The organism is Brevibacillus brevis, from assembly GCF_022026395.1.
In the GTDB taxonomy this organism is placed as follows: Bacteria; Bacillota; Bacilli; order Brevibacillales; family Brevibacillaceae; genus Brevibacillus.
Genome location: NZ_CP041767.1, coordinates 1,681,030 through 1,698,707, shown reverse-complemented (window position 1 = coordinate 1,698,707; position 17,678 = coordinate 1,681,030). Strand labels below are relative to the sequence as shown.

Sequence of the window (17,678 nt, the reverse complement as noted above, 5' to 3'; positions counted from 1 at the left end):
CCTATCTTTATATCGTTGCACTGACAGGCGTAGGCTCGCCTCGGCGCTCCATGATCTTGTTGACTGCCCGTATATAGGCAATGGCGCTTGCTTCCAGCACATCCGTACTCACACCGCGTCCTGTTACGATCAGATCGTCCTGTTGAAGTCGTACGAACACTTCACCCAACGCATCTTGCCCGTGGGTAACAGAAAGGATTTTGTAATCGACAAGGGTGACTTCCTCTCCGGTAGCGCGGTCAATCGCTTTGTAGATAGAATCAACCGATCCATTTCCACATGCGGCTTCTTCGCATACCGATCCGTCGGCACGAACCAGCCGCACACTCGCTGTCGGAACGGAAATGTTGCCGTAAGCGAGCTGCACGGATTCCAGCTGGAACGCTTCAGGTCCGCGAACCATCTTGGAGTCGACCAATGCGAGGATGTCGTCATCCGTGATTTCTTTCTTCTTGTCGCACAATACTTTGAATGCTGCAAACGCTGCGTTTACCTCTTCTTGCTCCAAGTGATAACCCAGATCAACCAACTTTTCTTTGAAAGCATGGCGGCCAGAATGCTTGCCGAGAACCAGTTTGTTTGACTTGAAGCCGACCGATTCCGGACGGATAATTTCGTACGTAGTGACCTCTTTTAACACACCATCCTGGTGAATACCGGACTCGTGCGCAAAAGCATTTGCACCCACGACCGCTTTATTTCCTGGCACGATCATCCCCGTCAAACGGCTCACCAGCTGGCTGGTCCGTGCGATTTCCTTCAAATTCAGCTTGGTCGTTGCCTGGTAGTAATCCTTGCGCGTCTCCAACGCAAGCGCCACTTCTTCCAGAGCAGCATTTCCAGCGCGCTCTCCGATTCCATTGATGGTGCCCTCCACTTGCGTAGCTCCACCCTCGACAGCAGCGAGACTGTTGGCGACTGCCATCCCGAGATCATCGTGGCAATGGCAGCTCAGGCGAATCAGATCAGTAGAAGGGACGCGTTTTTTCAGCTCGCGGAAAATGTTTCCGTATTGATACGGCGTCATGTAGCCAACCGTATCTGGAATATTTACCGTGGTAGCCCCTGCCTTGATGACTGCCTCTACAACCTCTGCCAAAAAGTCAATCTCGGTACGCGCCGCATCCTCTGCGGAAAACTGAACTTCCGTAAAATACTTTTTCGCATAGGTGACCGCTTCCACCGCCCGAGCAAGGACTTCTTCCTTGCTCATGTTCAGCTTGAACTGACGGTGAATCGGAGATGTTGCGAGAAAGACGTGGAGGGAAGCGTTTTGTGCGTTGCGAAGCGCTTCGTATGCCTTATCCATGTCGTCTTTTACGGCACGAGCCAGACTGACGACGGTTGCATTCTTCACCCGTTTTGCAACTTCGGCCACAGACTTTTGGTCACCTGGGGAGGCAGCAGCGAAGCCCGCCTCAATTTTGTTTACGCCCAGCTTCTCGAGTTGAAGGGCGATCTCCACCTTTTCGTTCGTGCTAATATTGACGCCCGGAGACTGCTCCCCATCGCGCAGTGTCGTATCAAAAATCTCAATGGTCCGCATGAACTTTTCACCTCCACATTTTTCCCTACATTATATATGCGTTTTTTACACACCTATTTATTGACCGATTTTCACTTCTTCTTTTTTCGTATCTTTGTTGATCCAAGACATCATGCTGCGCAGTTGCTCCCCTACTACCTCGATGCCATGCTCGGACTCCAGACGGCGACGGGAAGTGAAGCCAGGACGGTTTGCTTGGTTTTCCAAGATCCAATTGCGAGCGAATGTACCGTCTTGGATTTCAGCCAGTACTTTTTTCATTTCTTTGCGCGTTTCGTCTGTGATGATGCGACGACCTGTGCTGTAGTCACCGTACTCAGCAGTGTCACTGATGGAGTAGCGCATACGAGCCAAGCCACCCTCGTACATCAGATCAACGATCAGCTTCAGTTCATGCAAGCACTCGAAGTAGGCAATCTCAGGAGCATAACCTGCTTCCACCAATGTATCGAAGCCTGCTTTTACCAGCTCGCTTGCGCCACCGCACAATACTGCTTGCTCACCGAACAGGTCTGTTTCTGTCTCTTCACGGAAAGAGGTTTCGATTACGCCAGCTTTTGTGCAACCGATACCGCTGGAGTAGGCGAGTGCGAGATCTTTCGCGTTGCCAGTTGCATCTTGGTACACGGCGATCAAACCAGGTACACCGAAGCCTTCTTGGTATACGCGACGAACCAGGTGGCCCGGGCTTTTTGGAGCTGCCATGATTACGTCTACATCAGCTGGTGGCACGATTTGCGCGTAGTGGATGTTGAATCCGTGAGAGAAGCACAGTGCAGCGCCGGATTTCAGGTTTGGAGCGATCTCGTCGCGATATACTTGTGCTTGGCGCTCATCTGGCATCAGGATTTGAACCACGTCAGCGCGTTTGGTTGCTTCTGCTACAGTCAAAACTTCAAAACCGTCTTTCGCTGCCACATCCCAAGACTTCCCTGGACGAAGACCCACCACTACTTTATAACCGCTGTCGCGCAGGTTTTGTGCTTGTGCATGACCTTGGCTACCGTAACCGATGATTGCGATTGTTTTCCCACGCAGTACCTCTTGTTTTACGTCCGCTTCATAATACATTTTTACCATTTGTGTAGCCTCCCTAAAAAAGTTTAGTTTGAGTTTTTATTCTGAAATTTGGCAATTTAAACCGTTGCTGCGGCTGTTGCTGGAACAATACTGCGCGCCATCGCTACTGAACCTGTTCTTGTCAGTTCAATAACGCCGTAGCTTTGTAATAGTACGAGCAGCGCATCAATCTTTTCGGTGTCACCCGTTACTTGCACGATCAGTGAGCTGGGGCCAACATCGACGATCGCGGCACGGAACGGCTCGACAATTCCATTTAACTCTGCCAACTGGCTGGGCGATGCCGTCACCTTAATCAGCGCCAGTTCCCGTGATACAAAAGGGTTCTCACTGAGATTCGTCACCGAGATGACATCGATCAGCTTGTGCAATTGCTTCATGAGCTGATTGATTTGGCGGTCATCTCCCCCGGTTGTAATGATCATCCGGGAAAGCCCCTGTTCTTCCGTGCCCCCCACCGTAATGCTGTCGATGTTGAAGCCGCGTTGGCCGAACAGTGTCGCCACTCTGGTCAAAACGCCTGGTTGGTCGTTGACGAGTACGGAAATGGTATGTTGCTGCATCCTAATCGTCCCCCAATTCCATCTGATCTAGTGTGTTGCCTGATGCAACCATCGGATATACGTTTTCTTCCTGCGCAACTCGGAAGTCCACCACGACTGGTCCATCATGCGCAAGCGCCTCTGCCCAAACTGCTTCTGCTTCCTCTGGCGTGCTTGCTCGCAAGCCTTTTACGCCATATGCTTCCGCCAGTTTGACAAAATCCGGGCTGCATGTCAGATCGATTTGGCTGTAGCGATTATCGTAGAAGAGCTCCTGCCATTGACGTACCATACCCAAGCACTGGTTGTTCACAATCGCTACTTTAACCGGAATGTTGTACTGGGAGACGATTGCCAGCTCCTGGTTGGTCATCTGGAATCCACCATCCCCTACGACGGAGATTACCGTGCGATCCGGGTGAGCGATCTGTGCGCCAATTGCTGCCGGGAAGCCAAAGCCCATCGTGCCGAGACCACCGGAAGAGATAAAGGAGCGCGGGTGCTTGAACTTATAGTATTGAGCTGTCCACATCTGGTGTTGTCCAACGTCTGTTGTGACAATCGCTTCCCCATCTGTGGAGTTGTACAAGAGTTCAATGACTGCTTGTGGCTTCAATACGTCGCCGTCTTTTTTGTACTTGTACGGATATTGTTCTTTCCACTCTTTTAACTGGCTGATCCACGCTTCCGAATCACAAGCTTTTGCGAGTGGAATTGCTTTTGCCAGCGTGCTCTTCACGTCGCCCGCTACTGTGACGGCTGTGTCTACGTTTTTCCCCAGCTCTGCTGGATCGATGTCGACGTGTACGATACGGGCTTTTGGTGCGAACTCCTTCGTGCGTCCCATCGTGATCCGGTCATCAAAGCGTGCTCCCAGACCAATGACACAATCCGCATTCAAGAGCGCTTGGTTGGCTGTGTAATTTCCGTGCATCCCTGGCATTGCCAGCGACAGCTCGTGTGTTCCAGGGAAACCGCCCAATCCCATGAAGGTGTTGATCACCGGAATGCGTGTTTTTTCAGCAAAGTCGCGCAATTCTTTCTCTGCTTGAGCTGCAATGATTCCCCCGCCCGCCAAAATGACTGGACGCTTCGCTTCGCCAACGGCTTTGACAAACTCTTGTACTTCTTCGTCACTCGGTACGAGTGATGCTCGGTAGCCGCGAATCTCCACTTTATCCGGGTAGGTAAATGGTGCCTTCGCATTGGCGACGTCTTTTGGAATGTCGATCAATACGGGGCCCGGACGACCGGTTGTCGCGATGTGAAAAGCTTCCTTCACTATCCGCGGGAGATCGCGAATGTCGCGGACAAAGTAGCTGTGCTTTGTAATCGGGATAGTAATTCCTGTAATGTTCGCCTCTTGGAACGCGTCGGTACCAATCAGAGACTGTGCCACGTTACCCGTGATGCAGACCAGCGGAACCGAGTCCATCTGAGCGGTTGCAATTCCCGTTACGAGGTTCGTTGCTCCTGGACCAGAAGTGGCGATACATACGCCCGGTTTGCCAGTCGCTCGGGCATATCCGTCAGCAGCGTGGATAGCACCTTGCTCGTGGCGGGTCAAAATGTGCTTGAAGTAGCTCCCGTACAGGGAGTCATAAATAGGGAGCACCGCACCACCCGGATAGCCGAAAATGTATTCGACTTCCTCCAGGATCAGACAGCGCAGCAGTGTTTCTGCTCCTGTCACTTCTTCCCCGAACTGAATCGGTGGAATGCCGTTCTTTTTCTGCAACTCGGCCATTTCAACACTCATTGATCTCTCCTCCTCCCAATTCCAACAGGTATTGAAAATAACTATAGACACATAGAAAAACCCTTTCGCCCCGACACGGTTTTATTTCCATGTCTTTTGGGGCGAAAGGGTTCGCGGTACCACCCAACTTTATCGGCGCCTCACGGTCAGCCGATCTCAGCCAGTCACAGCAAATGTGGACTGTAACACGTTAACGGGTGTTAAGCGGTTTGGCCTACTACTTGTAAAACAAGTTTCAGCTAAACGGCTCGGAGGTGAGCAATGCGACGTACCCAATACCCATTTCTCAGCATCAGGGCTCTCTGTAAAAGGGGAAACGTGCACCATCCTCGTCATAGCCTGCTATTTAAACAATATTTTCAATATTGTTGTTGTCAGAATAAAGTGTTACGTCTGATTATAGCTAGGCACCTAGGGGGTGTCAACGAAAACAAAAAGATTTTACTGGACTTTCGTCCGAACGAATGCTCAGTTGGAAATGGCTTTACAGCGCGGTTTTTACTTGAAAGCGGATACATTTTTTCGCCAGAAACTAGAAAACTTGTCCAGTTTTTCACAACGGAAAAAGGACAGCATTGCCGTCCCTCTCCTGTTTTTTGGGTTCCACTTTATTGCAGGGATTTCAATCCTTCTATCAAAATCGTTGCGACTTCCGGACGTGTAAATTCCGGAGGTGGCGTGATCCCGTTTCTCAACATTTCCCTCACTTTTGTTCCCGATAAGGTCATATGCGAGTCTCTGTCATGCGGGCACGTCTTGGTCGTCCCCATCCCTTGGCATGCCTTGCAGTAAAAGCTGTGTTCAAAAAAGAGCAGTTGGATACCGAGCTCGCCTGGCGCAAACTCGGAAAAGATGTGCTGCGCATCATACGTGCCGTAATAATCGCCTACCCCTGCGTGATCGCGGCCGACGATAAAATGCGTACAACCGTAATTTTTTCGCACCAAGGCGTGGAAGACCGCCTCACGCGGACCCGCATATCGCATAGCAGCCGGAAAAGCACCTAGCAATACACGGTTGTGTGGATAGTAATTTTCCAAAAGGGCGAGATAGCTTTTCATTCGCACTTGTGCAGGAACATCGTCTGATTTCGTTTCCCCCATCAATGGGTTGAGAAAAAGGCCATCGACAATCTCCAATGCTGCCTTTTGAATATATTCATGTGCCCGGTGAACAGGATTGCGCGTTTGAAAACCAACCACCGTCTTCCAGCCATTTTCTCGAAACCTTTTTCTGGTTTCTGCCGGGGTCAAATAAAAATCAGAGAAGCGCTCAGGCTGTGGCTTTTGCATGATTTCTACAGGCCCACCCACGTATAGATTTGGCTTTTCAAACAGCTTTTTCACACCGGGGTGAGCGAGATCTACCGTGCGAAAAACGAGTTCTGCCTCCCGCATTTTATCTGGCACAAAGCAGCTTTTCACCCGCAAAATCGCATAATCCACTCCATCTTCCCCACGTAACAGAATACTGTCGCCAGGCACAAGATCGTCGTGCTCATCTGCATCGACAGCCAATGTCACCGGCAACGGCCAAACCGCTCCATTGGTCAGACGCATCGTTTCCACGACAGTGTGGTAATCCGCCTCTTCCATGAATCCAGTCAACGGTGAAAATGCTCCGATGGCAAGACATTCGATGTCCGACAGGGTCCATTTGTCCACGATAACGGCTTTTTTGATCCCGTGCGGCAAGATCGTTTGCTTCACATCTTTCCCTCCTGCGCTGTTCATTTGTGCAGACCGCATTCGGTCTTTTCAAAGCCAGCCCACCGTCCCGACCGAGAATCTTGGCCAGGCAGGACAGCGCGCGTGCATACTCGGCAGCCAATGCTTGGATAGTTTCGGTCGTGCAATGGATTGTAAGGGACATCATTTGCATGGATATATTCCCACACCTGGGCCTCCGTCCAATCTGCTAGCGGATTGAATTTAACCAGGTTGAATTTTTCGTCCCACTCCACTTTTTTGGTATTCGCTCGGGTAGGTGATTGCTCACGGCGAATGCCTGTAATCCACGCCTGATAGTTGGACAGGACGCGCTTTAACGGCTCCACCTTCCGAATCTCGCAACAAAGATTCGGTTCTCTTTCCCACAGTTTTTCTCCGTGTTTTTCTGCCTGCTCGGCTAACGACAACTGTGGCTGTACTTGAATAAATGTTGTGCCGTATCTGGCTTGCAGTGTGTCACGCGTATCATACGTTTCAGCAAAATGAATGTTCGTATCGAGGTAAAATACAGGAATCGTGGGGGCCAATTTGTGCAGCATGTCGATTAAAACGACATCTTCAGCCCCAAAGCTGGCAGCTAGGATCAGACCGGCTGCATAGTTTTCCACGGCGTTCACTAGCACATCCTGCGGTGCTTGAACTTCCAGTCGGCTTGCCCATTCCTGTAATTCCTCATCCGCCATTTTCTGGCGATTGTTCATCAGCGAAGCTCCTCTCTTGCTAGGATTCACCCACCATCATATGCCTAGTGACTGGAAGTGGCGCATCGTCCACCTATATCCAACTCGCCCAAACCAAACATCATGACCGTTTGGTTGAGACGCTTTTCACAGAAAAAAAGCCGCCAGACAGGGTCTGACAGCTTTCTGCTGCTTTATTTTTCCTCTTTTTCGTTTACCGTGGGAGCGAAAGTAAAAGAGGCACCGATTTGTTGCGTGTTTTTTGCCTCCATTTTTTGAACCGTTGGTACGGCGTATGAACCTGGGGTTATCAGAGAAGGAGTTACGGTGTAAGAATCATCCTTTTCTTTTGCAAACGCTCCTGGCACGAGCAATGCTGAACAAACAACTGCTGTTACACCCATCATCATCCATTTTGGTTTTCTCATCTATGTCTCTCTCCCTATCCAATGTTTTCCTGTAACGCTTTTTATTGTATGGCAATGGGGAGTCTGCTCGACACGGACGAAAGATTGTTTTTTTTTCAGACTTGAGACGGAATCGTTTTTTGCAAAAGAAAAAAGCATCCTGTACGGATGCTTGAATCCCGTTAGTTTTCTTCTTTTTCGTTTACATTTGGAGCGAAAATGAATGCACTTCCTGTTTTTTGCGTGCCGGTCACGTCATCTGTTTTCTGAACTACTGGAGCCGTCGTGTACGGAGCAGGGGCGAAGAAAGAATTCGTCACGGAATGTGCGTCATCTTTCTCTTTGGCAAACGCCCCTGGCACGACCATCGCCGAACAAACAACTGCTGTAATTCCCATCATCATCCACTTTTGTTTTCTCATTTTGATCTCTCTCCCTATCCAATGTTTTCCTCTTATGGCTTTATTGTAAGGGATCAGCCAGGCTGTCTAACACAGACGGGAGGTTGTTTTCTTCTCAGACCTTGGGCGGATTCCGCTTTAGGACCATAGCCCAGTTCTGTAAGCAACGACTCGAATACGTTCGATCGTTTTTCTTACACATCGATCGTTGTTCTTGTATGCTTATACAGTTCTTCAATCGTCTGCCCTTTTGCTCGGGCAAGTACCTCCATACGCACACTCAATTGCTTTTTCGCAAACTGCTGCAAATCAGCGACCTTCACTCCGAATGCACTCACCCCTTGTGGGTCATCCATCCAGTCGTACAGATGACTTGCCATCGGAGCCAGCTCATCCATCTTTTTGGCAATGACATCATAAATATGGGGATGCTCACAGATTAACCGCTGCAACAGGAATGTTCCGTAGCTGATGTGCCGCGATTCGTCTGTCTTCAAATAGCCAATTCCTTGCATTAAACCAGGCATGAGCCCCGTTTTACTGAGTGCTTCATAAAACGCATAGTAGCCTGTCTCTGCGAGCACGCCTTCCACAAACATGTTGTAGACAGTAGATGCTTCTGCGATAGCTTCGGGGGATTTATCCGTCAATAGACGATTGAGTGCATTTGGCAAGATCTCATGGAAAATTCGCTTGTACACATCATCGTGAAAATGATGCAGGTCTCCTGACTCGCCGATGTTGTCGAGAACCAACCGGAAAAACTCCGTATGCTTGGCCTCTTCAAAGAGGAAGGTCGTCAAATACATTTCTTCCTCCAAGCGCCCTTCCTCGGCAATGACCATGATCAAAGGCAAAAGATCGAGGGTGACTGCCTCTTCCCCACCCAGAAAACCAGCAATCCTTCCCAAGGTTTCTTCCTTCTGCTCCGGATTCATCTTCGCGTAATCTTCGCGGTCTTGCGTAAAATCAATGTCCTGCGGGTTCCAAATGCCGTATCTCTTCGCTTTTTGATACAACTGGTACGGCAGTAGCTCCTGATTCAATCCTTTTTGGCTGGTCGAAACAAAACCATTCCTCATCCCCATCCAACCTTTCTTTTTTCTCATACGCCTTCTATTTCGAACGAATGAAAGAAGTCATAAAAATGTCAATTTATACCATTCCCATCCTTTACGTTCCGATCGGCGGTTTGATAAAATGAAGGCGCTGTAGGTTGATTATAGGTCAGGCTGAACGGTCGTTCATATCCCCAAAAATCAGGGGGTGTCCATCACTCAAATGGAGGTGGCAATCACTCCATGGTCAGTCCAGAGCTGAACATGTACATCAATCGGATCGAAGAAACGGCATATTACGAGGAGAAACTGGTGCTTGCTGTACGCGGCTTCGTGGAGCTCTTTCCTTTCATGGGAGCCATTCTGTGCAATTACTCGACGCTCAGTCAAATGGGTGAGGGACTATGGTCGATCCTTGACCAAGAGTTATGCTCCATTCGAAATATACGGGTGGACATGCGCAATATGCCCCTTATCCAGCAGGCGATCCGTGAACAGAGAGCTATCCTGCTAGATTCTGAGGCGATTCGTCAGTTCCCGCCCCATTTAGTGTACGGTGCCCCTTATGCGCTCATTCTCCCTATTAGCTATGGGCCTAACGTACTCGGATATGCTGGTATTTCCTGGCATCAGGATGGCTGTTCTGGCATCAATCATCAGTTGCTACAATCTTTGGACGCATACTGTTCAATGCTGGGCAAAGTATTGACAACCGACTCCCTTCGCCCTAAAACCGTCAAGCTCTCACGCCGAGAAGTCGAAGTCATGCAGCGGATGTCATGGGGCGAAAGCGTTAAGGAGATGGCGAACTGGATGGGAATTAGTGAATTTACCGTGCAGGATTACATCAAGTCCGCCTTAAAAAAGCTCGGTGTGCAAAATCGCGCACAAGGCGTGGCAGACGCTATTCGTCAGCGAATCATTTGTTGAATAGAAATAGAAAAAAACAACCGAATGTGAGCTCGGTTGTTTTTTCTTTTGACTCATACTTCCTTTTCCTACGTTCTGATTTCTACCACGTTTCTCGGTGCCGTTCTCGTCCGTTGAATCTCTCTGATTTGAGAAGTAGTCAGATTGCGTCCCACAAAAATAAACGACGAGGTACGATTGTTGAAGTCGAAATTACCAAGGTTGGCAATATCGCGATTCCCCCGGAAAACACGAAAATCCCCCTGATAAGCGGTTCCTGAAAACAGAACGAGTGTCACTCGGCCATTATTTCCTGCTCGCAATCGAAAACTCGACAGTACGTCATTGAATTCAAGCGCTTGACACTGTCTGACTGCTACCCCACGTCTGCGAAAACGAATACGACGAGCTTCAAAGTTTCTGCCTGCCCATAGGCTTACTCGTAATTCTGCCATGCCACTCACCTCCTTCTATCTTTGCTATAAGATATGAGGAGAAGATTGATAGCGTGTGGACAGGTGTAGGATGCTATTCGTTTGATTTTGCGCTCTGACCACAACAAAAAAAGCCGACCTTGCCCTTAATCGGGCAGATCGACTCTTCTTTTCAAAAATTAAGCGTTCAGTTTGCCTTTTGCAACTGTTGCCAGTTCGTTGAACGCAGCTTTGTCGTTAACAGCCAAGTCAGCCAGCATTTTGCGGTTAACTTCGATGCCAGCAACTTTCAGGCCGTGCATCAAACGGCTGTAGGACAGACCGTTCATGCGAGCTTGCGCGTTGATACGAGTGATCCACAGTTTGCGGAAATCACGTTTCTTTTGACGACGGTCGCGGTATGCATACAGCAGGGATTTCATTACCTGCGCATTAGCGGATTTAAACAGGCGATGTTTGGAACCGAAGTATCCTTTCGCCAGCTTCAGGATTTTCTTATGACGACGGCGTGTAACAATGCCACCTTTTACTCTTGGCATACTAAACTCCTCCTGGTCTTTCCAGCATGGCGGCCTACTGCTAGGCGCTTAGGGAGCTCATGCTGCGTAATGGTGTGTAATAAAGAAAAACTTACAGGTAAGTGAGCATTTGCTCCATACGTTTTTGATCGCCTTTGGAAACGAGTGCAGCTTTGCGCAGGTGGCGCTTTTGCTTAGTCGATTTGTTAGCGAACAAGTGGCTACCAAACGCACGGTCGCGTTTCAATTGGCCGCTTCCAGTCTTTTTGAAACGTTTCGCAGCGGCCTTGTTGGTTTTCATTTTAGGCATCTGAAAAATCCTCCTGTCTAAACTACTATCTTACTGCTTTTCCGCTTTCGGAGCCAGAATCATGATCATGCTGCGGCCTTCGATCTTCGGCTTGCGCTCAGGCGTAGCGAGATCTTCACACTGGGCAGCTACACGTTCCATAACGCCTAGTCCAATTTCGGAGTGGGTGATTTCACGTCCACGGAAACGGATCGTACACTTCACCTTGTGTTGATCCTCCAAGAACTTGCGGACGTTGCGAAGCTTTGTTTGAAAATCGTGTTCCTCGATGTTAGAAGAAAAACGCACTTCTTTCAGCTCGATGATCTTCTGGTTTTTACGCGCTTCTTTTTCCTTTTTCGCCTGCTCGTATTTGAACTTTCCATAGTCCATGATACGGCATACAGGCGGCTTGGCTGTAGGAGCAACGTTTACCAGATCCAATTCAGCTTCCTGGGCAATGCGCAATGCTTCCCTAAAAGGTACGACTCCCAATTGGCTCCCGTCAGCACCGATTAAACGGACTTCACGGGCACGGATCGCTTCGTTAATTAACATTTGATCCTTGCTAATACTTGCCACCCCCGTCAATTTCGAGAAGGAACAAAAATGTGCGAACGCATTCTGCGCCCGCACATATCTCACCTAAGCAATTTCATCAGATCCGAGGATCTTTGCGTAAGAGTTACCTGTCAACAGTCGTATACGACGTCGACCCAGGTGAGAAGCTGGGCGCCTCTGCTTGTTCTCGAAGTATGAAGTGTTTATACACGCAATTTATATTACAGGGTAGCTTGGGTTTTGTCAAGGCTAATACCTAATTATCCCCCGATATGGGACATTTCGACCTTTTCACGCTTGGCGAGACCAGGCGTTTCACTTAGTCGTTCCTCCGAGTAGCGCACGTCACGCCGTTCCCAGATCGCACGTATCAGCTCGCGAATCTCTTCATCCGTGCGTCCATCGCGGACTGGTTCGCGCAAATCATCTCCGGATGAAGCGAAGAGACAATTGTACAATTTCCCTTCTGCCGACAGGCGAGCCCGCGTACAAGTGGAGCAAAAAGCTTGGGTCACCGATGAAATCAACCCGATTTCCTGGTCCGATCCCTCATAGCGATAGCGGGAAGCCACCTCTCCGTAGTAGTTCGCTTCTGTCGCTACCAACGGCATCTCTTCATGGATCATACGCACAATTTCACGGGAAGGTACGACTTGATCCAGCCGCCAGCCGTTACTGTTTCCCACATCCATGAATTCAATAAATCGAAGGGTATGCCCTTGCTCACGGAAGTACCGTGCCATCGGCAAAATATCTTGATCATTGACTCCGCGCTGTACCACCATGTTGATCTTGACCGAAAGCCCGGCATCTGCTGCAACACGAATCCCATCCAGCACGGCATCGACCTGATAGCCTCTTCCATTCAACATCCCAAAGCGCTCATTATCCAAGCTGTCCAGGCTGACCGTGACCCGATCCAGACCTGCTTCTTTTAGCGCTTGCGCATGACGGGACAAGAGAGAACCATTGGTCGTCATCGCAATATCTTGAACGCCTTCAACCTCACGGATCATTCGAATCAATTCAGGCAAATTTCTGCGCATTAATGGCTCTCCGCCGGTAATACGGATTTTCCCGACTCCAAGCGAAGTAAAGATCTGGGTCAAACGGGTAATTTCCTCAAAGGTCAGCAACTTGCTTTGCGGCAAAAATTCAAAATTCGGTCCAAAAATTTCGGCAGGCATGCAATAACGGCAACGAAAATTACATTTATCGGTGACAGATATTCGTAAATCTCGGAGAGGACGGTTCCGTAAATCAAGCACTTTATCTGGCATTGCTGTTCACTCTCCTTTAATCTATAAGACGACTTTTTTCCTTCATCTTCATCATATCGCATTTCGACTTAGTACCAGTCTATTATCTTAAATCGAAATCGCCAAATTTTCAAACGCAAACCGCACATTCTGTCATAAATGGGTCCACTTTGCAAAAAAAAGAGTACGAATTCCTCCCGACATTCGTACTCTTCCCGTTATGCATTCTTATATCTTAAATTTGGTAATCATTCTTTCCAGTTCGCGAGCCATCTGATTCAAGGATTCAAAGGAAACCGCAAACTCTTCCATAGTGGCCAACTGACCTTTGGAGGAAGCCGCCAGATTTTCAGCATTGTGGGCTGAAATCCTTGCAATTTGGGCAGTCTCGTCCACAGATGCTGCTACTTGTTCCGATCCGGCGGACATCTGTTCAGAGACAGCAGAAACCTCCTGAATTTGATCGGTTATCTGTTGAATTTCTTGTAAGATCCGTTGGAAGGCTTCTCCTGACTCCAGTACGGTTGACAATCCAACCTGCACATCTTGATTGACGGAGTCCATCGAGTTGACTGCCATGTTCGTATCTGCTTGGATCTCCTGAATGAGGTTGGCGATTTGACGAGCAGATTCATCAGACTGTTCAGCGAGTTTTCTCACTTCATCTGCTACGACAGCAAAACCTCGTCCATGCTCTCCCGCGCGAGCAGCCTCGATGGCTGCGTTGAGAGCAAGCAGATTCGTTTGGGAAGCAATTCCCGTAATCACATCAATGATTTGCACAATTTCTTTGGAACGCTCCCCCAATTGCTTGACGACGGATACGGAATGTTCCACAGAGCCACGGATGGAGTCCATTTGCTGGATAGCCTTTTGGATGGACTGGTTTCCTAGCTGCGCTTCATCCGCGGTACTCGTAGATGATTCCGAGATGATGGAGGTGGTCTCCGCCACACGTTGGATGCCGATCGACATTTCTTCCATCGCTCTTGCGGATTCTTCCGTACCCCTGAGCTGATTTTGCGCCCCGCTCGCTACTTCCTGTATCGTAGTAGAAATCTTGTTCGTCGTATCTACATTGTCCGCCAAGCGAACCGATATGTTGTCTGACGAAGTAGAGAGTGTATTAACCGCTTTTTGGACTTCTCGAATGAGTCCCTGGATGGATACTTGCATCACCTGAATGCTCTGACCAAGCATGCCGATTTCGTCTTTTCTTTCCAAAAGGTTTTTGGACAATTCCCCGGTAAAGTCACCACGACCGATCTGCGCAATCTGGTTACCGATAACAAGCAATGGCTTGGTAAATTTGTGCGAGAAAAGAACGGAAGCGACAACCGCTAGTAAAGCAAACAAAATGCTTAACGCCCCGATGATCAAACCGATTTGATGGGCTTCAGCAGAAAGCTCAGCTCTTTCAATAAACGAAATATATTTCCAACCGTTTTTTTCGGAAGTAAAGACGTTCGCCAAATACTCGGTATCGTTCATCGTGACTGCAAAGCTGCTGGAGGTATTCTCAGCGATAGCAGCCAATTCAGGAATTTGCGTATCTTTCAGGTTTTTCGAATTGAGCTCAGGGTTCTTCGGATTAGCCAAAATCGTTCCGTCTTTGCCAACCAGCATGAGGTAACCCGTTTTCCCAATCTTAATTTCTTTCAAAATATCGGTAAGCCCTTTTAAATTTACATCCAGTCCAACAACGCCCAGTGGCTCACCCTTGTCATCCTTTAATGTCGTCACGTTACTGATCACGATGCTGTTATCCCCCAAATAGAGATACGGATCTGTCGTAATCACTTTTCCGGGATTCTCCATTGGTTTTTTGTACCAATCCCTTGTACGCGGATCGTAATTCGGAATGACATCATCTGTCGGCCATTGTATATATCCTCCGTATTTGGTCGCTAAATAAATAAATGCAGTATTCGGATGAGAATCGACAAATCGAAGGAAATCTTGAAAAATAGCCGCCTCTACCCCGCCATTTTGCAATGGGGTATGTTTGGTTTTGGTCGGTTTATCCATATACGTCGTAATGGTGTTATCTGCACTCTTTAGCAAGGGACTGCCTGCTATCAGGTTTACGTTTTCACGAATCGAGTCGAAATACAAGTTAATCGCGTTGTCTACCTGAGCCACTTCTTTTGTCGAGGATTCAATAAAATAAGTTTGGATTCGCTCCTCCATACTGACATATACAAATGAGCTAATCACTCCAATCGGGATTAAAATAATGGCAAGAAATGCTGCTATCAGTCTTTGCTTGATGCTTACCCGCATACGTATCCCCCGCAGTTCTTCTTGATGTCCATATAAACTTTTTACCCTACATCCTTTTCCCGTTCTTTTTTCCAAGTAAACGTATAATAAAAAAAGCCGCCCGAAAATTCAGGGCGGCTCTACTTCTATGTGCTATTACTTCATTTCATTGATTTCAGCGCGGATTTTTTCAACAAATGCATCCACTGTCATCGCGCCTTCATCGCCCACTCCGCGTTTGCGGACGGACAGTGTACCGTCAGCCACCTCTTTTTCACCGATGACCAGCATGTACGGGATTTTTTCAACTTGTGCTTCACGGATTTTGTAGCCGATTTTCTCATTGCGGCCATCCAGCTCTACACGAATGCCAGCTTGTTGCAGTTTTTCTCTTACTTGTTCTGCATATGGCATGTGCACTTCACTGATGTTCATGATGCGTGCTTGGATTGGTGTCAGCCAAATCGGGAATGCACCTGCGTAGTGCTCGATCAGGATACCAATGAAACGCTCCATGGAGCCGTACATCGCACGGTGCAAGACAACCGGACGGTGCTTCTCGTTGTCTTGACCAACATAAGTCAGGTCAAATTTCTCAGGCATTTGGAAGTCCAGTTGGATCGTTCCACATTGGTGACGGCGTTTCAGCGCGTCGGTAATTTGGAAGTCGATCTTCGGTCCGTAGAACGCACCGTCTCCGTCTTTGATTTCATAGGCCATACCGAGCTCTTCCAACACTGTTTTCAGAGAGCTTTCCGCTGCTTCCCACAGCTCATCAGAGCCCATGGAATCTTCCGGACGAGTGGATAGAGCCACACTGTATTCGAAGCCAAATACCTTGTAGATGCTGTCAATCAAAGTGATCATGCCTTTGATTTCGCTCGCGATCTGATCTGGACGGACAAATACGTGCGCGTCATCCTGGCAGAAGGTCCGCACCCGCAGCATTCCATTCAGGGCTCCGGAGTATTCATGGCGGTGAACTTGCCCGAACTCGGAGTAACGGATCGGCAGGTCGCGGTAAGAGTGCATCTCGTTTTTATAGATCAGCATGTGACCTGGGCAGTTCATTGGCTTCAAGGCGTAAGTCGCGTTGTCTACTTCAGAGAAGTACATGTTCTCTTTGTAGTGATCCCAGTGACCGGATTCTTTCCAGAGACGCTCGTTCATGAGGAAAGGAGAGCGCACTTCTGTGTATTGTGCCAATTGTTGCAGACGGCGGGAGAATTGCTCCAGCTCGTTGCGAACAGTGAAGCCTTTTGGCAGATAGAACGGCATACCCGGTGCTTCCTCGGAGAACATGAACAAGCCCAGTTCTTTCCCCAATTTGCGGTGATCGCGCTTTTTCGCTTCTTCGATGAAGTGCAGATATTCATCCATGTCTGCTTTTTTCGGCCAAGCTGTACCGTATACGCGTTGCAGAACTTGGTTTTCTGCTTTTCCGCGCCAGTATGCACCTGCCACGCTCATCAGCTTGAATGCTTTGATGTAGCCAGTAGACGGCAAGTGCGGTCCACGACAGAGGTCGAAAAATTCGCCTTGCTCATACAGCGTAATAGTCGCATCCTCTGGCAGGTCGCGAATCAGTTCCAGCTTCAGGTGATCGTTCAGTTCTTGGAAAATCGCAGTTGCTTCTTCGCGGCTTACGACTTTGCGGCGAATCGGCAGGTCTTCCTTCACGATTTTTTCCATTTCCGCCTCGATTTTGCCCAAATCCTCTGGGGAAAGGGAAACCGGAATATCCATGTCGTAGTAGAAGCCATCTTCGATCACAGGACCGATTCCAAACTTCACTTCAGCGCCGTAAATGCGTTTTACCGCTTGAGCAAGCAAGTGAGCTGTACTGTGGCGGTATACTTCCAATCCGTCAGCAGAATCGAGGGTAACGATTTCAATCGCTGCGTCATCTGTGAGTTCTGTGTACAGATCGACAACCTTGCCATCTTTTTTACCAGCTACTGCCTTTTTCTTCAGGCTAGAGCTAATGGAGCCTGCGATGTCCTCGATCGTAATCCCAGCGTCGTATTGACGAACGGCTCCATCTGGGAAAGTAACATGAATTTGTGCCACTGTGGATTCTTCCTTCCTGTATCTTGTTTGGTTGAGAAAATAAAAAAACACTCATCCCCAAAAAGGGACGAGTGTGTTCTCGCGGTACCACCCTACTTCAAGTCTGTTCACAAAAACAGACTCCTCATTCCATGTAACGGTATTTAACCGGCATACCGATAGTAAAAGCCTAC

17 protein-coding genes and 2 other annotated features (1 of these 19 running past the window's edge) are annotated in these 17,678 nt (G+C 48.7%); of the genes, 1 reads left to right on the top strand and 16 read right to left on the bottom strand.

The features are described from left to right. Positions 1–7: 7 nt before the first annotated feature. From FO446_RS08535 to FO446_RS08495, 9 genes are all read right to left on the bottom strand, one after another. Positions 8–1,546: a 2-isopropylmalate synthase gene (locus tag FO446_RS08535; RefSeq protein WP_173608653.1), complete on the bottom strand. Its 1,539-nt coding sequence runs from the start codon at positions 1,544–1,546 to the stop codon at positions 8–10. Between the two features lie 57 nt (positions 1,547–1,603). Next, positions 1,604–2,626, bottom strand: a complete 1,023-nt coding sequence (gene ilvC, locus FO446_RS08530; protein WP_088906547.1) for a ketol-acid reductoisomerase — start codon at positions 2,624–2,626, stop codon at positions 1,604–1,606. A gap of 56 nt (positions 2,627–2,682) precedes the next feature. Continuing rightward, a complete protein-coding gene (gene ilvN / locus FO446_RS08525) occupies positions 2,683–3,189 on the bottom strand; it encodes an acetolactate synthase small subunit (protein WP_047070968.1) in 507 nt (168 codons plus the stop codon). Position 3,190: 1 nt separating this feature from the next. Further along, positions 3,191–4,927: a biosynthetic-type acetolactate synthase large subunit gene (gene ilvB, locus FO446_RS08520; RefSeq protein WP_232774239.1), complete on the bottom strand. Its 1,737-nt coding sequence runs from the start codon at positions 4,925–4,927 to the stop codon at positions 3,191–3,193. A gap of 608 nt (positions 4,928–5,535) precedes the next feature. Then, positions 5,536–6,675, bottom strand: a complete 1,140-nt coding sequence (gene sat / locus FO446_RS08515; protein ID WP_221867727.1) for a sulfate adenylyltransferase — start codon at positions 6,673–6,675, stop codon at positions 5,536–5,538. After that, positions 6,657–7,358: a phosphoadenylyl-sulfate reductase gene (locus tag FO446_RS08510; protein ID WP_221867726.1), complete on the bottom strand. Its 702-nt coding sequence runs from the start codon at positions 7,356–7,358 to the stop codon at positions 6,657–6,659. The genes sat and FO446_RS08510 overlap by 19 nt, the downstream gene beginning before the upstream one ends. A 173-nt stretch (positions 7,359–7,531) precedes the next feature. Then, complete coding sequence (locus FO446_RS08505) at positions 7,532–7,765, bottom strand: hypothetical protein (RefSeq protein WP_173608657.1); 234 nt, start codon at positions 7,763–7,765, stop codon at positions 7,532–7,534. Positions 7,766–7,926: 161 nt separating this feature from the next. Then, positions 7,927–8,166: a hypothetical protein gene (locus tag FO446_RS08500; protein ID WP_173608658.1), complete on the bottom strand. Its 240-nt coding sequence runs from the start codon at positions 8,164–8,166 to the stop codon at positions 7,927–7,929. 173 nt (positions 8,167–8,339) lie between these two features. Further along, the gene (locus FO446_RS08495; RefSeq protein WP_255438307.1) at positions 8,340–9,254 is read right to left on the bottom strand and encodes a R2-like ligand-binding oxidase; all 915 of its coding nucleotides are present in this window, start codon (positions 9,252–9,254) and stop codon (positions 8,340–8,342) included. 192 nt (positions 9,255–9,446) lie between these two features. Here FO446_RS08495 and FO446_RS08490 point away from each other — a divergent pair, with 192 nt between their 5' ends. Next, positions 9,447–10,133, top strand: coding sequence for a helix-turn-helix transcriptional regulator (locus FO446_RS08490; RefSeq protein WP_173608659.1), 687 nt, complete (start codon positions 9,447–9,449; stop codon positions 10,131–10,133). Between the two features lie 68 nt (positions 10,134–10,201). Here FO446_RS08490 and FO446_RS08485 read toward each other — a convergent pair whose 3' ends face one another. The 7 genes from FO446_RS08485 to thrS all read right to left on the bottom strand — a co-directional run bounded on the left by FO446_RS08485 (position 10,202) and on the right by thrS (position 17,505). Beyond that, positions 10,202–10,567, bottom strand: a complete 366-nt coding sequence (locus tag FO446_RS08485; protein WP_173608660.1) for a hypothetical protein — start codon at positions 10,565–10,567, stop codon at positions 10,202–10,204. A gap of 158 nt (positions 10,568–10,725) precedes the next feature. Beyond that, complete coding sequence (gene rplT, locus FO446_RS08480; protein ID WP_047070959.1) at positions 10,726–11,085, bottom strand: 50S ribosomal protein L20; 360 nt, start codon at positions 11,083–11,085, stop codon at positions 10,726–10,728. Positions 11,086–11,176: 91 nt separating this feature from the next. Beyond that, positions 11,177–11,374, bottom strand: coding sequence for a 50S ribosomal protein L35 (gene rpmI, locus FO446_RS08475; RefSeq protein WP_047070958.1), 198 nt, complete (start codon positions 11,372–11,374; stop codon positions 11,177–11,179). Between the two features lie 30 nt (positions 11,375–11,404). After that, positions 11,405–11,911 carry a translation initiation factor IF-3 gene (infC, locus tag FO446_RS08470; protein ID WP_035984450.1) on the bottom strand — a complete coding sequence of 169 codons (507 nt, stop codon included), beginning with the start codon at positions 11,909–11,911 and terminating at the stop codon, positions 11,405–11,407. Between the two features lie 41 nt (positions 11,912–11,952). After that, positions 11,953–12,103 (bottom strand) — a sequence feature (ribosomal protein L20 leader region). Between the two features lie 71 nt (positions 12,104–12,174). Further along, positions 12,175–13,194, bottom strand: a complete 1,020-nt coding sequence (gene moaA, locus FO446_RS08465) for a GTP 3',8-cyclase MoaA (protein ID WP_173608661.1) — start codon at positions 13,192–13,194, stop codon at positions 12,175–12,177. Between the two features lie 207 nt (positions 13,195–13,401). Continuing rightward, the gene (locus tag FO446_RS08460; protein WP_237900382.1) at positions 13,402–15,456 is read right to left on the bottom strand and encodes a methyl-accepting chemotaxis protein; all 2,055 of its coding nucleotides are present in this window, start codon (positions 15,454–15,456) and stop codon (positions 13,402–13,404) included. Between the two features lie 135 nt (positions 15,457–15,591). Next, a complete protein-coding gene (gene thrS / locus FO446_RS08455) occupies positions 15,592–17,505 on the bottom strand; it encodes a threonine--tRNA ligase (protein ID WP_047070955.1) in 1,914 nt (637 codons plus the stop codon). Between the two features lie 60 nt (positions 17,506–17,565). After that, positions 17,566–17,678, bottom strand: a binding site (T-box leader); it runs 123 nt beyond the window's last position.